The sequence below is a fragment of the Gammaproteobacteria bacterium genome (assembly GCA_041395725.1).
Taxonomy (GTDB): Bacteria; Pseudomonadota; Gammaproteobacteria; order Pseudomonadales; family Pseudohongiellaceae; genus NORP240.
Genome location: JAWKZW010000001.1, coordinates 2,639,644 through 2,654,172 on the forward strand (window position 1 = coordinate 2,639,644; position 14,529 = coordinate 2,654,172).

A 14,529-nucleotide genomic window follows, 5' to 3' on the forward strand; every position below is an offset into this window, starting at 1 on the left:
AAGAATCTGAAGAACTTCTAGAAGGGTTTAACTATGAAAATAAAAGGGCTGCTCGTAGCAATCGCAGTTGTAGTTGCCGGGTGTTCCCCGGCGGAGCAGGAGTCTGTGCTGGTCACCCGGCAGGCTTCCAACGTCGTACACGCCGCCGAAGCTGGTAGTAACATTCCCCGCACTCCAAGCGGCAAGCCGGACCTGAACGGTATCTGGCAGGCCCTTATGAATGCCAACGATAACCTGGAACCGGCTGCTCCGAAAGCGGCGTACCAACTGGTGCCAGGTGATTTCGTCCCGGTGCCGGCCCCGGAGATTGTTGCCATGGGGGCTGTCGGTGCTGTCCCTGCGAGTTTCGGGGTGGTGGAAGGTGGCACTATCCCTTACAAGCCTGAAGCGCTGGCGCGGCGTAATGAGAACCGTGACAACTGGTTGACCCGCGATCCGGAAATCAAGTGCTACATGCCGGGTGTGCCCAGGGCTAACTACATGCCGCATCCGTTTCAGATCTTTCAGAGTGATAGCGCCTTTTTTATGGCCTACTCGTTTGCCGGTGCCGTGCGCAACGTGTTCCTGGCAGATCCTGGTCCCGCACCACTGGATTCCTGGATGGGGCAGTCCTACGGATACTGGGATGGCGATACGTTCGTAGTGGAAGTAACCGGCCTCGACGACCGCACCTGGTTTGACCGGGCAGGTAACTACCACTCTTATGAGTTGAAAGTTATCGAGCGCTACACCATGGTTGATGAAAACGTCATCGAGTACGAGGCGACCATGGAAGATCCTCAGGTGTTCGAGCGGCCCTGGAGCATTAAACTGCCACTTTACCGCCGCCTCGAAGAGGGCTACGAACTGCCACAATTCAAGTGTGTCGAGTTTGTTGAAGAGTTGATGTACGGACAATACCGCAAAGGCGGGGAATTTGAGCAACGCCTGCGCGAGGAAATGGCCGAGGAACAGAATCAGTAAGCTGAATCGAAACTGAATAAAGACCCGCGGTAAGAGCAATTTTGGTAATTACGCGGGTCTTTATATACAATGTTTTGTATCTGGTCGCAAAGAGCTTCCACCGCTACTTGAAGTGGTGTAAAACTGGCCTTATATCTATCGTAGAGTTATTGTGAGGGTTGATCAGAACCGGCTTTGGCAGTGCTGGTTTTAAAAAACCTCTTCGTAACCCTCAGTAGTTTCAGTAAATTGACCAGTTTTTGTTAGCGAATTTTTGTTAATTTTTATTTGATAATAGAGACGAAAAGTCTTTCCAACGGGCAAGCCGGATATCTGAAGACCCAACTGGACGGGTCGATACCACAAGGGCTGAGGTCAGCTTGACGTGGGGCACCAAGGACAGTCGGGATAGCTCGCCGCCCAGGATTCATGAGAGAAGGGGTAAACCTATGAAAATCAAGTTACTTACAGCAGCCGCTGTTGCCGCGGTCGGTGTCATGGCACTCAAGACGCCTGCCACTGCACATCACGCATTTTCTGCTGAGTTTGACGCGAACCTGCCTGTAAGGCTGGGTGGTCCTATCACCCGAGTTGAGTGGATTAACCCGCATACCTGGATTCACCTGGATAATAATGATCCGGAAAGCACCGAAGATCCGGGCCCATGGATGGTTGAAGGGGGTACACCAAACACTTTGTTGCGTCGGGGTATCAACCGAAACTCACTGCAACTGGGCACTGATATCGTTGTGACTGGTTATCAAAGTAAAGACCGCCTGTGCGAGCCTACCTGCCGCGCCAATGGCCGGGATATTACCTTCCCTGACGGACGTAAGCTTTTCATGGGTTCCTCTGGTACCGGCGCGCCTCGCGACGGATCAGACCCGACCGATGGCCAGTAGCTTTCGGTAAACCAGACAGGACCTGTTCAACGCTTTCCTGTCCGGGAGCATCTCTGAAAGCCCGCCCCGCTTCTGCGAGGCGGGCTTTTTTTCTTAGTCTTGTTCTTAGTCTGAGTCATTGGAAGTTCGGCACCTGGATGACCCTTCTGGCGTGTGTCATGCTCAACATGTTGACTGGCATGTTTCGTTTGACGTGGGGGACAGTCCAATAGCCGGATCACAGGGACCATGGGCTGAGGCGGGGAGACGCCCTCAATGTGAAGATGGTAACTGAATTACGATCAGGTGGCGGGTAGGCGACCAGCGCGCTGTGGCAAGTTGTTGAGAGGGTGGCCGGGTGCTATCGAGGCGCCAAAACCCGTGGCTGCGGATAACGCAATGGCCGGACAACAATTCCCGGCTTTACTGGCCACTTTCTGCCGGGAACGGCGGCAAAACTGACTCTATGTCCCGATCATACTCGACACTTTCGCTGAACACGGTCGAGCCGGTGTAAAATCCGGCGGTGTATAACCTGACTTCAACGTCCCGACCGCTGCGATTTTCCCAGAACCAGCCGTGTATGCCCGCAAAGGGTGCATGGTAGGAGCCGGCCTTGGCCGCCGCGTTTCCCTGCTCGAAGCTCTCCGCATACTCTTCTCCCAGCCCTGCTGGTTCGGCATGCATGTCGTAATATACCTCGGCATCAGCTTCCCAGCTGAATACCAGCGGGGCGTCCAGATCCATACTGTATTTGTATTCCACAGACTGAAAAGGTTCCAGATAGAACGCCACGTAATCGCTTCGGTGAGGTTGAAGCTCTGCTTCCAGTGGCTGCTCCTCAGCCTGGGACAGGCCGGTAATGCCCAGTAATTGCCCGATTCGAAACGGGTCGTAACCGAACTCCGCAGGCAGGATGGCGCCGAACAGGACAATCAAGGCCACCCCGACCGCTATCAGTGCTGCGGTGAAAAGGGCTTTCGGGTTGGGCGCTTGGGCGACTTGTTCATCGGTATTCACAGGAATGCTCCGTGGCAGGGGGTTACAGGTAGGCGGGCACCAGGAAAAAAGCAGCCAGCTGGTAGCCGGCCAGAACAAAGCCACCGGTCATCAGTGCGGTATTAGTGGTGACTGCGTGTCTGAGATAGCTGCTGCTGGTGCGCCAGGCGCTGAGGAATATGAATATTGCTGACAGAGCCAGAACCTGGCCGATCTCTACTCCGACATTAAAGCTGATGATGTTGGTAATCAGGCCGTTGTTGGACAGTTCGTATTCCTGCAGTTTGGTGGCCAGCCCCAGGCCGTGGAACAGCCCGAATACGAATACGGCAATGCGCGTGCTGGGCTGAAAGGGCAACAGCCTGAAACCACCCAGGTTCTCGAAGGCCTTGTAGACGATAGACAGGCCTATGACCGCGTCAATGAGGTAGGCGTTGACCTGCCAGTTGGCCAGTACACCGGTGAGCAGGGTGATGCTGTGGCCCAGGGCGAAAAGGGTGACATACTGCACCACATGCCGTGGCCGGTAGAGGAAAAAGATCACCCCGACCAGAAACAGCAGATGGTCGTAGCCGGTTACCATGTGCTTGGCACCCAGATAGATAAACGGCAGCACTGCCGGCCCATCGACGCCCAGGACAAAACTGGCGTCATCACTGGCAATAGTATGGGCTAAAGCCTGGGAACTGAGCAGCAGAGCCCCGCCAAGCCAGGCTGCGCGGTGGCCGGTAGCCAGGCTTCCTGGCCTGTCCATTATTGAATTGATCCCTGAGGCTCTCCGTCCACGAAGCGGGAAATGATATCGGGATTATAGGACTGGTGACAGGCACGACAGACGCTGTACAGTTGCGCCCCCGCCTGGAAAAAGTCTTCTTCGTGCTGACGCTGGGCGGCGTCCATGGCCATCAGACCGGCGTCGACAATGCCCTCTGCGTAGATCAACCAGGCATCTTCATCCATTGCCCTGCCTGGCAAGGCCAGCAGGTTGCCGGATTCAGCCACCACGGCGGCCTGCGCTCTTACGTAGTCCCAGCCCTCGTCGGTAGTGGGATAGAGCTCTTCGTACCCGGCACTGCTTTCAATCCAGCCAGCATTATCCCACAGGGAATCCGCCGCTGGTTCGATTACCATAGCCATCAGGTCCGCCATGGAAAGAGAGGTATTGAAACTGCCCTCGGTGGCGTTGCTGGCGACGGAGTTCTCCTCGGCTGGGGTACAGGCCAGCAGGAGCGCAGTGAGACCGCAGGCGGCGAAAAATCTGGAGACGGCGGATAAAGATTTTTTCATGGGCAAAAAATTCCTTGTCTGGCGGCACGGGGCCTTGATAGTCAGGCGGCAGCAATACGCTGGTTTTTCCAGTATGATACTCCTATTATTCGAGCAATTCAGGCAAAGTTAAACCCCGAATGAGCAATCTTTATCCAGTATCAAAATCACTCCCGATGGCCTTTACCGGCCGGTTGGCGGCAATACTTCTGGTAAGCGCCTGGCTGACCATTCTGGCAACCACGGCGGTCCATGCCCAGTCGGGCGTGGAAGTGCAGGAAACCCCGGATGGAGGAATTCACCCCCGCCTGCTTCAGGATGCCGATGGCAATGTCCATCTGCTGTATTTTCGCAAGCGCAGCAATAATCCCCGAGCCCGCGAGGGCGACCTGTTTTACCGGCAATACGATGCTGCCTCCTTCGGCTGGGGTCCGGCACGCCGTGTATCCAGTCAGTCGTTTAACCACGCGGACCCTATTTACAGGGCTAATTTTGCCGTGGATGCTGCCGGGCGTGTCCACGTTGTGTGGTACGAGTCCCGACCGTCGCAGTTCTTTTACACGCGGTCAAATGTTGAACGCAGCGAATTTGAACCACGCCGGACCATGGTGGAGGAAAACCTGGTGGGAGTTGATGCCGGTGCGGATATTGCCGCGCTGGGCAGCAGCGTAGCCATAAGCTGGGCGGCGGGAGAGCTTGCACGGGAAGATGAGCGGACCGTCTACACAAGAATTTCCCGGAACAATGGTGACTCGTTTACTCCGGAATTACAGATTGGTGATACAGCATTGGGTGCCTGTGCGTGCTGCAGCCTGGCGCTCGATTACCAGACACCTGACCGGTTTGAGGTCGCCTACCGGTCGGCCATTGACGGCGTCGGGCGGCATATGCAGCTGCTGACGGTGGAGTTGCCGGCGACGGGTGATGTTGAAACTGCTTATGCCGATCTGTATGAGCTGCAGAAGTGGGATCTGTCAGCCTGCCCGGTAAGCACCAACGACATCGCCAGAGATTATCAGCAGGACAACTGGCTGGTCTTCGAAACAGAAAGCCGTATCGTGCAGATGAACCTGAACTCAGGTGAGGAACCCGCGCTGGTTGCCGAACCGGCAACCAGAACCCGGCAGAAGAATCCAAGTATTGCCTTCAGCAGCGATGGTTACAAGTTAATCGCCTGGGGTGAGGGTGTCAGTTTCACGCGCGGGGGGAACCTCAACTGGCAGCTGTTCGACGCCGAGGGTAATCCCGTACCGGCGCCCGGGCAACCGGCGATCATGATTCCTAACAACAGTGCTCCCGCTGCCACAATCACGCCATCCGGTTCATTCCTGATTCTTTATTAGCCGGCGCGTTATCAGCCGGGTTGCCCGATTGTCATTCGGTACTGGCTGTCAGCGGGGACGTGGCGGCAGCGACTGCTGCCGGAGCAACTCCAGTTCCAGTTGATCAAACTGCCGGCTGGTTTGCTGCTGCAGCTGCCGCCGCTGAGACGCCAGCCGCTCACTCTGGCGCCGGCTTTCACTGTCACGCAACTGTTGCTGTTGCCAGTTATTCCACTGTGTTTGTGCGCTGACTGAAGGTTCGGTTAATCGGATGTGACCGTAGGCGGCCAGCACCGAGTCGGTAGCCCTTGCCAGGGCGTTTTCGCCACACAGGTATTCAATGTCTATCAGATATCCCAGCAGGACTTCGCTGGCGCCTCCACTGTCCCCGTCGTTGCGGCGGGGTGTCTCAATCTCGCTGGCGATAAAGTCATCGCGCCAGCGTTTGGCGGCTGCGCAATTTTCCAGGTAGGTCCTCAGCAGTTCGCCGTCGACTGCCTGCCGGAAGGTCTCGCAGGAATCCTGGTCCCCGGGTTCAGTCAGGCAGGCGGACGCCAGCGTATCGAGTTGTTGCAGGGAGGCCCGAACCTGCTGGAGGCTGGCAGTCGGGTCTGCTGTATCTGTTGTTTGCGAAAGCGCGGGGGGAGTGGCAAGAATCAGCAACACTGCCAGCGCCAGATTCCCCGGACCGGTAAGAATATCCCGCGCTGCTTTTACCATGAGCTGTTCTCCCAACCTGTGGAAAGAGGACCGGGAGGTCAGCTCCCGATCAGGATGGACATCAGGCGTAACCGGCTTTAACAAAACGTTTATCCCACTTTTTAAAACGCTTGCTGCAGTACTTCTCCAATTGCTTGTAGTTGGAAAAGAAATATTCGGAGGCTTCTTCTATGGATTCATCAAATTCGCAGTAATCATTGTCGTATTCGCGGCACACCATCGGTCGCTGTTCATAGATCTGGCACGCGCCATCCTGACCGAGATGAGCGCAGGCGCTGTGCACATGCAGAAACCAGCCGTCGGCATCTTTAAAGACGTTGATGTTTTCGTGAGACACCTGCCATAACAGATGATCGAAATCATAGATGGACTTGGGGGTGGGAATTTTCTGATTAATGGAATTGCAGCAAATGGACTTTTTGCACCGGGCGCATTTTTTATCGATAGCGACCGATTTGCTTTCAGTGATATCAACGTAGTTAATTTTATTCCTGGAATTCATGCTCGTGGCCGGCAGGTTTTTAAAGACAGGATAGTTTACCAGCTGCCGGCCCGGAAGGCAGTATGGTAGAGAATTTTGCCCCTGCCAGGCCTCAATGCCAGTGGGCAGGAGAGACCACGACCGCTATCGCCGCCCGGTACAGTCGGGTCTGTTTGCAGCCCGGCTTTACAAGACCCGGGTCAGTGGCGAGAATGGGCCCAGAACTTCATTCTTTAGAAAGCTGCCACAGGTGAAAATTCCGTGCTCAAGACAACGCCATCAAAATTCAGTTCCGGTCTTTTCCTGGCAGTGAGCATCCTGTTGGTGAGCGCCTGTACGCAGGAGGGGGTCGGCCGCGATGAAGTGCTGCTGCTACAACCAGATCAGCCACCAGCGTCGGGCATCCGCATTGAATCCATATCGACCAAGCCCTGGCTGGTTACCGGGGGCGACGTGCTGGTGCAGGTCGATTGGGAGCAGCAGCCGGTTGGCCTGCGTATCGAATTAAATGGCGAAGATGTCACCGCATCCCTCCGTGAGTCGCCGGATACCGGGAAGCTGACTGGGTTGCTCACGGGGCTGCCGGAGGGCCACAGCAGAATCGTTGCCAGGGCCGGAGCTGGCAGCAATGCAGACGCTGGTGCAACTGTCGCTACCCTCGACCTCACCAACTATCCGATCAGCGGCCCGATCATCTCCGGACCCCACGAACAGCCATTCTACTGCCAGACCCAGGAATTCCAGCTGGTTACCGGCGAGACACTGGGCCGTCCCCTGGATTCCAACTGCTCCGTGGAAACCCGCGTGGACTACGTTTACTTTTCTACATCGACCGACAGCTTTCTGCCGATGCCGGAACCAACGGGTGGGCCTCTGCCAGCCGATGTGTCGACTGTGACATTGCCCGATGGGCATTCCCTGCCATTCGTCGTGCGCGTAGAAACCGGCACCGTGAATCGGGCTATCTATGAAATTGCCATGCTCCATATTCCAGACTCCGGTGAGCCTGACCCCTGGACCCCCAGCGAAGGCTGGAATGGCAAGCTGGTCTATACCCATGGAGGAGGTTGCCGCAGCGGTTGGTATCAACAGGGTGATCGTACGGGCGGCGTGTTACGCAAGGGGCTGCTGGAGATGGGGTATGCCATCACTTCGGCCAGCCTGAACGTATTCGGCCAGAACTGTAATGATCTGCTGGCGTCGGAAACCCATATCATGGTGAAGGAACGCTTTATCGAACACTACGGTAAACCCGTTTACACAATAGGAACTGGCGGTTCAGGTGGTTCGTACCAGAGTCATCAGACAGCGGATAACTACCCGGGCGTTTTCGACGGCATTATTGTGTCTTCAAGCTTTCCTGACGTTGCCTCCGCCACGATTTTCACGCTGGCCGACGCGCGGCTGCTGCATTACTACTTCACCCAGGTGGAGCCGGACGGTTTTACCGTCGAGCAGCAACGCGCAGTCGCCGGGTTCGGTTCCTGGGGCAGCATAGCCAACCTTGCCCGTGGCGCCGCGCGACTGGACCCGATCTACGCGATCGACGCGCCACTGGAGGAGCAGGGTGGCGAAGTCAGCATTGAGGCGCTGCAGTCGCGCCGCTATGGGCCCACCTTTCAAAGCGGTGTGCGCGCCACGGTTTATGATCATACCGTTAACGTTTACGGGCTGGCGGAAAATTCCGCGCGCGCCGCGCGTCCTCTTGACAACGTCGGCGTGCAATACGGACTGGCGGCGCTGAATGCAGCGCTGATCACGCCGCAGCAATTCATTGATCTGAACCGGGCGATCGGTGGATTCGATCGGGATATGAATCATGTGCCCGATCGACACCGTGCCGATGACAAGGCGGCCAGGCGCGCTATCGAGTCCGGCCGCCTGCTTTTTGGTGGTGCCGGCTTGCGAGAAACCCCGATCATCGATTACCGCACCTACACCGATCAGCGTGAGGCCGGGGACATTCACATGATCGTCCATCAATACAGTACCCGACAGCGGCTTGTCGAAGCCAATGGCCACGCAGACAACCACGTGATGAATATCGGCGGGCAGTGGGGCTTTACCGATGACGAACCTGATCTCGGCGACCTGTTTCGAGCCATGGATCAGTGGCTCCTGGGGATGCTGGCCAACGAAAATGACAGTGACCTGGCGCTCAAGATGCTGAGCGCCAAGCCCTATCAACTGACTGACAACTGCTGGGATTACAGTGATGGGGAGCGGGTTAATATCCGGGAGCGCCTGAGCATCGATAACAGCGGCCGATGTGGTGAACTTTATCCCGCCTATTCCACGCCCCGACATGTGGCGGGTGCGCCCCTGGCCAACGACATTATCAGTTGCCAGCTCAAACCGGTGTACGCCAGTGATTATGAGGTCTCTTTCACTGACGAGGAACTTGACCAGCTACGTGCAGTGTTTCCCCAGGGAGTCTGCGACTGGAGTCGTCCGGATAGCCATGGCGCCACTTTCCAGGGGACCTGGCTGTCATTTGGCCCCTCGCCGGTGAATAGACTGCAGTAGGAAATCCCTTGATTACGGCAGCGGGCTGGTTTAGCTTCCTGTTCTGTGCGTGGTCAATGCCTGGCGGATTACTTAAAAGGCTGCGACTGGTTCCCGGAGCGAAGAAATACCACGAGAAGGCAGCAGATCCCGACAGGAAGCGGTGAGAGAAAACAACAGGATAGCTGGAAAACAAGCAGAGAGAAGATACCTATGAAAATTTTCAAACCACTGGTCTGTACGCTGACCCTGGGCATTGCCGGCGCGACCGGGGCAGCCGAGGATTATCAGGCCCCCCGGAACGAATTCGGCAAACCAGATTTTTCCGGTTACTGGACCAACGCCTCACTGACCAACCTGCAGCGCCCATCAAACTATGATTACCTGGTAATACCGCCGGATCAGGTGGCGGCAGTGACTGCCAATCACCCGCAGAATGTGCGCCAGGCCACCGATGATGGGCTGATACAGGGCGAACTGCTTGATGGTTCCGATCTCGGTCAGGGGCGGGGCTACAATGCGTTCTGGGTTGATCCTGGTTCAGAGTTTGGCCGGGTGAAAGGAGAACATCGTACCTCCTGGATTGTCGATCCCCCGGATGGCAGGATTCCGTTTACAGAAGATGGTCAGCGTCTGCGCCGTGAGGCCTTCGCCCGGTTTTCCAGCAACGATGGCCCGGAAGGCAGGTCCCTGGGCGAACGCTGCATCATCGGCTTCGGCAGCACCGGCGGACCGCCGATGTTGAATGTGCTTTACAACAATGTCTATCAGATCGTGCAAACCGGCGACTACCTGACCATTGTGGTGGAAATGGTGCACGACGCACGAATTATCCCTATCAATGGTGATCACCGTCCTGCCGAGTTCGAGCAGTGGCTGGGTGATTCAGTGGGCTGGTGGGATGGGGATACGCTGGTGGTCGAGACAGTGAACCTGCACCCCCAGCAGGCGCCCCGCAATGCGGCTCCGCTCTCCACCCAGGGCAGGATCGTCGAGCGCTTCACCCGTTATTCCGAGGACCAGATCTTTTACGAATTCGAAGTCGATGATCCGGTTTATTACCGGCAACCCTGGCGGGGCGAAATGAGTTTAAACCTGTCAGCAGAGCGGCAATATGAATACGCCTGCCATGAAGGTAACTACGGTCTGGAGGGAATTCTGGCCGGGTCGCGCCGACAGGAGGTGCAGGAAGAAATCGAATAAGTCTGCATCGCACGGCTGGCCAGGCCTGCCTGTGCAAATCCCGGTCTGTGACGGTGACGGGGCAAGGCTCATGATTTCAGAGCTAAGAGATCAACGGGATTGGTTATTGCAGAGGTTCCTTAGATCAGTGGTTTCGGAGTGAGACCCTGGCATAAGCCAGGTAAATACCTTCCAGGTAAAAAAGGCCGGTTCACAAACCGGCCTTTTTTATTCCCAGAACTTGCGCATTTCGATGAACATGAAGGATGCGCTCCAGGTGATCAGTGCCAGACCGGTGAGGGCCTCCAGGCCGGCCAGGAAACGAATGTCACCTATTGGTTCTATGTCGCCGATACCCAGTGACGTGTAGGTCGTGAACGAGAAGTAAACATGATCCAGCAGGCTGCCGTCAAAGTTGCCCTGCAGGGAGCCGAAATCACCATAGTTGATCATCAGGAAGTAGGCGATGCCGAACATCCAGATTTCAATGATATGCCCGACCAGGGTGCCAAACACGCCGATGATGACCCGCAGGCGGTGCTGTACTTCGAGCTTGGGAATCACCGTCGACAGCAGGTGCAGAAGTTCGTAATGAATGACGACCGCCGCGGACATCAGTATGGTGTTGTAAATGTAGGTGAGCAGCATCAGTGGGTGAGCGAATAAATCAGGTAATTGATTCCCAGCTGATAGGCTGAATTGGAATATTGAGTTGGATACCACTGATCGTAGGTATGTTCCCAGCCGTCACCCATGTCGGAGTTCCAGTTGATCAGTACCATTACCCGGCCTTCGTCATCCATAATGGCATGATTGCTGGCTAAATCGATGCCCGCCTGGCCGAAGCCTTGGCGACCACCCCGTCCAGGAATCATCTGGGCACCTTCGATATCGTAGAAAGTGCGGTAGACCTCGTGATTGGGTGTCAGTTCCACGATCTGACGATCGGGGAATAACAGCGAGAAATCCTGGTAGAACGCATCCCATTGCCGTTCACCCCAGAAGTCGTCGATCAGCAGGAAGCCACCGCGCAGCAGATATTCCCGCAGGTTCTCAATTTCCGCCTGGCTCAGTGACAGGCCACCGTTACGTCCCATTTCCAGGGCGTAAAGGAAGGGGTAGTCAAATATTTCTTCATCGTCGAAGCGCAGCACGATGGGCTGACTCATCACCCGCACATTGGTCAGGCGCGAGACGCCGCGCAGAAAGTTTTCATCAGCGGCTGGAAAATCCGTGGCCCAGGGGCCGCCGTAGAAACCACTGTCGTAATAGGAGTCGTATTGGACCCGTACGAAGGCAAACTCGCCGGCTATATCATACAGGTCTTCCAGGTAGGCAGCGCTAAAACCAGTATTCCTGGCCGGAGACACCTGGGCGCTGGCGATGGGCGTCATCACAGTGCTGAAAACAAGGCCAACTACAAGAAAGAGCAGCGGTTTCATGATGGCAGGGGAACTCTGCTGATTTGATGGCCTCTAGTGTGTAATGACTGGGTGCGTATGGCAAGTCTGAATTTGATCGCCCATCATTGTCTTGCTGCAGCCACTTCGTTATGCTCGAAGGCGTTTGCCGTCTGGTGGTTTGAGACCAGCAGAGCCTTGCGGTACCTGATCAGAGATTCTCGGTTTGAACTGAGTTGGCAGTCAGGCCGGTCAACTTAGCACAAGGTGCGCGGGCAATAACTGCCAACTGTTGACACTAACTCAGGGACACTAGCCGTGGTCTTGCAACGACTCTACATTTTCCTTCTGACGGGCAGCCTCGCATTGTTCAGTGCGGCGGGGTTTGCGGCCGAGATTGCAGGGGCTGGCGAGAGTGTCGAGGAGACCGGCAGCGCCCAACCGTCGTTTGCCTCAGCCCTGCAGGAAAGTATCAGGCTGCGCGGTGAGGTGGATCGGTATCGAGAGAGAATAGTCGAACTGGAGCTTCAGTTCGGTCCCTACGACAACCGGCTGATCGAACCGCTGCAGGGGCTCAACGACGTGCTGCTTCAGCTGCAGGCTTTTGATGAAGTAGACGCCAACCTGGGTCGGCTGCTTATGCTCATTCGAACCCTGGAAGGCCCGGTCAGTCGTACGCAGGAGCCTGTGCTCGAAGACGCAATCCGCAACGATATCCGTCGCCAGGACTGGGAATCCGTGTCCCGGCGCTTCGAAAATATTTACTTCCTGTACAGTCAGAATCAGTCTCTAAGTCCCAATGAACTGCTCCAGGCCAGAGACCAGCTGATCCGCTGGCATCAGGCGGCCCTGTATCTGGATGCGCCTGCCAGGCGCCTGCAACACTTTCTGGATGCCAGGGAATTGCAGCGCCAGAATCTGAATCTGGCCACGGAAACTTTTGGCGAGGAGAGCCCCTTGCTGGTGCCCTGGTTATACCGAAGCGCCCTGCAGAACTATCAGGTGCACGCCATACTGCGCAGCGAAGACGAGCTGGGCTTCGATGCGCGCCGGGCGATTGTGGGTGGTTTTTACATGGACGAACGGTTGAGGGAGGTAAACGATTTCATTCTTTCTCCGCTACCCAGTCGTGGTCCGCGGGACTACCTCGTTGAGGAGCAGCAAAGGGCCCTGCGTGATGCTCTGGGTGAGGTAAAAAAGATCCGCGATATTGTTGCCGCCCAGGGTAATCTTGAAGCGGAAGCAATGGCCATGGTTTACGAGGCCGACTTTCAGTCGTTGTGGGGAAGTGGCCAGGAGCGACGCGTTGGTGGTCAGGCGGGGCAGCGTGGCGGTCGGGTCAGTGTAGCCGCGCGAGCCTATCGGGATGCCATGGAGAAAATGGCTGACGCCGGTCTCAGCCAGCAGCAGATAGAGGCTTTTTTCCAGCGCCCCACCGTCATACCGCAACCGCAGTTTCACTGGCGTGTAAGCGAAGCCCTGGAAGCCCAGGACGCAAACGGCTATCTGGTTGGCAATGGCGAATCGGCAACCACGCACCTGGGGCGCTTTAAAGCCTGGAGCAAGTCACTGCCGTTTACAGCCAGCCCGGAAGTACCTGAAGTCCTCGAAGCCAGCGGCGAGCAGTTCGACGACTACGAAATTGAGATGAGCTTCCGGCTCAATTCGCGGGGACAGGCGCGTAATCGTAAGATAATCAAATCCAACATTGAGAATGCCCGCATTCGCTCGGATGCAAGGGATGCCGTGGAGCTGTTACAGTTCAGGCCGAATTTTGAAGAAGGGAGCCCCAGCGCAAAGGACAACCTGCGGCTGACCTATGAGATCCCCAGGTACCGCTAGCGGCCGCCGCCAGCAGGCTGTAGCCCGCCCCCAGCCGGTTCCAACTCAAAACAGCGCCAATTCACCGCTAATTGCCCGTAAATGTGAAATGGGTGATTGACTAATGGCTGATTGTCTATATATTTGGTCCGACCAATTTGGTCCGACCAAATATCAGGGCGACAGAGTGCCGGTTTTCAATGCGCCAACCCCAAAGGCTTAGTTATGACATCCCCAACTTCGGTCAGTTACGAAATTGCCGGGCAGCTGCGCAAAGAAATTGTTGGCGGCCGATTCCGGGTCGGCGACAGAATGGCTTCGGAACGGGACCTGGCAGCGCGCTTCAGTGTCAGTCGCGGGGCCATCCGTGAAGCGCTGTCACAACTGGAGCAGCAGGGCATCATCGAAATTCAGCCCGGTGGCGCGCGGGTAAAACCCCTGGAAGAAGCCAGCCTGGCTGTTCTGGGGCCGCTGTTGACTCTGGAGGAGGTGCCGGATCCGGAGCTGGTGGATCAGTTTCTGGAGATATTTTCTGTATTGACAGCCCTGACGGTGAAGGGAGCTGTCGAGCAGGCCACCACAGAGCAGATGAACCGTCTACAGGAAATGCTCGTATCAATTGCCAACAGTGCCGATGACTTTGAGGCGATGCAGCCCCACTGGCAGGCGATGCTGGATTTTATGGCCGGAATCGACAATAACCTGGTCGCCCGCTTGATCGGAAATGACCTGAAGGCTCAGATACTCGGTCCAATGCTGCAGTTGAAGATTCGACCAGATCTGTCGCTGCAGGCCGGTCCGGAACTGGTGAAGACGCTGAGGGTGGGGTTCCTGCAGCAGGATGGCAGCCTCGCCGCTGCTGCCTTTGAAAACTACTTTGATCAACTGCGGACAGCCATGCGGGTTGCTCTTCAGGACAGGCGCGTGAGTTACCGGCAGAAAGCGCTTTGAACGGAACACGGGCCACTCAGAGCGTAATGGCGCCCGCAGCCCGCAGCCCGGATCGGGCC

At 56.3% G+C, this 14,529-nt stretch carries 14 protein-coding genes; 7 read left to right on the top strand and 7 right to left on the bottom strand.

The features are described 5' to 3' along the window. Positions 1–33: 33 nt before the first annotated feature. Together R3F50_11510 and R3F50_11515 are read left to right on the top strand one after the other, a co-directional pair. On the top strand, positions 34–963 hold the full coding sequence (locus tag R3F50_11510; GenBank protein ID MEZ5490930.1) for a hypothetical protein: 930 nt from the start codon (positions 34–36) through the stop codon (positions 961–963). A gap of 428 nt (positions 964–1,391) precedes the next feature. After that, entirely contained in the window at positions 1,392–1,844 is a 453-nt protein-coding gene (locus R3F50_11515) for a DUF6152 family protein (protein MEZ5490931.1), read from the top strand. 402 nt (positions 1,845–2,246) lie between these two features. Here the strand turns inward: R3F50_11515 and R3F50_11520 are convergent, their stop codons facing one another. Genes R3F50_11520 through R3F50_11530 form a run of 3 tightly spaced genes read right to left on the bottom strand, consistent with a single transcriptional unit; the run spans position 2,247 to position 4,109 of the window. Then, positions 2,247–2,843 carry a hypothetical protein gene (locus R3F50_11520; protein MEZ5490932.1) on the bottom strand — a complete coding sequence of 199 codons (597 nt, stop codon included), beginning with the start codon at positions 2,841–2,843 and terminating at the stop codon, positions 2,247–2,249. 22 nt (positions 2,844–2,865) lie between these two features. Continuing rightward, positions 2,866–3,576 (bottom strand): HupE/UreJ family protein, encoded by a 711-nt coding sequence (locus tag R3F50_11525; protein MEZ5490933.1) that lies wholly within the window; start codon positions 3,574–3,576, stop codon positions 2,866–2,868. Next, the gene (locus R3F50_11530; GenBank protein ID MEZ5490934.1) at positions 3,576–4,109 is read right to left on the bottom strand and encodes a hypothetical protein; all 534 of its coding nucleotides are present in this window, start codon (positions 4,107–4,109) and stop codon (positions 3,576–3,578) included. Before R3F50_11530 ends, R3F50_11525 begins: the two co-directional genes overlap by 1 nt. Before the next feature lie 119 nt (positions 4,110–4,228). Between R3F50_11530 and R3F50_11535 the strand changes: the two genes are divergently transcribed. Next, complete coding sequence (locus tag R3F50_11535) at positions 4,229–5,431, top strand: hypothetical protein (protein MEZ5490935.1); 1,203 nt, start codon at positions 4,229–4,231, stop codon at positions 5,429–5,431. 48 nt (positions 5,432–5,479) lie between these two features. Here the strand turns inward: R3F50_11535 and R3F50_11540 are convergent, their stop codons facing one another. Both R3F50_11540 and R3F50_11545 read right to left on the bottom strand, forming a co-directional pair. Next, a complete protein-coding gene (locus tag R3F50_11540) occupies positions 5,480–6,130 on the bottom strand; it encodes a hypothetical protein (protein MEZ5490936.1) in 651 nt (216 codons plus the stop codon). Between the two features lie 61 nt (positions 6,131–6,191). After that, the gene (locus R3F50_11545) at positions 6,192–6,632 is read right to left on the bottom strand and encodes a YkgJ family cysteine cluster protein (protein MEZ5490937.1); all 441 of its coding nucleotides are present in this window, start codon (positions 6,630–6,632) and stop codon (positions 6,192–6,194) included. A gap of 240 nt (positions 6,633–6,872) precedes the next feature. Here R3F50_11545 and R3F50_11550 point away from each other — a divergent pair, with 240 nt between their 5' ends. Continuing rightward, positions 6,873–9,137, top strand: coding sequence for a DUF6351 family protein (locus tag R3F50_11550; protein ID MEZ5490938.1), 2,265 nt, complete (start codon positions 6,873–6,875; stop codon positions 9,135–9,137). A gap of 192 nt (positions 9,138–9,329) precedes the next feature. Beyond that, the gene (locus R3F50_11555) at positions 9,330–10,319 is read left to right on the top strand and encodes a hypothetical protein (protein ID MEZ5490939.1); all 990 of its coding nucleotides are present in this window, start codon (positions 9,330–9,332) and stop codon (positions 10,317–10,319) included. A 207-nt stretch (positions 10,320–10,526) separates the two neighbouring features. Here R3F50_11555 and R3F50_11560 read toward each other — a convergent pair whose 3' ends face one another. Next, positions 10,527–10,946: an ion channel gene (locus R3F50_11560; GenBank protein MEZ5490940.1), complete on the bottom strand. Its 420-nt coding sequence runs from the start codon at positions 10,944–10,946 to the stop codon at positions 10,527–10,529. Then, positions 10,946–11,740 (bottom strand): DUF4159 domain-containing protein, encoded by a 795-nt coding sequence (locus R3F50_11565; GenBank protein ID MEZ5490941.1) that lies wholly within the window; start codon positions 11,738–11,740, stop codon positions 10,946–10,948. The genes R3F50_11560 and R3F50_11565 overlap by 1 nt, the downstream gene beginning before the upstream one ends. Positions 11,741–12,016: 276 nt before the next feature. Between R3F50_11565 and R3F50_11570 the strand changes: the two genes are divergently transcribed. Further along, positions 12,017–13,540: a hypothetical protein gene (locus R3F50_11570; GenBank protein ID MEZ5490942.1), complete on the top strand. Its 1,524-nt coding sequence runs from the start codon at positions 12,017–12,019 to the stop codon at positions 13,538–13,540. 204 nt (positions 13,541–13,744) lie between these two features. Further along, positions 13,745–14,470 (top strand): GntR family transcriptional regulator, encoded by a 726-nt coding sequence (locus R3F50_11575; protein ID MEZ5490943.1) that lies wholly within the window; start codon positions 13,745–13,747, stop codon positions 14,468–14,470. Positions 14,471–14,529: the final 59 nt, after the last annotated feature.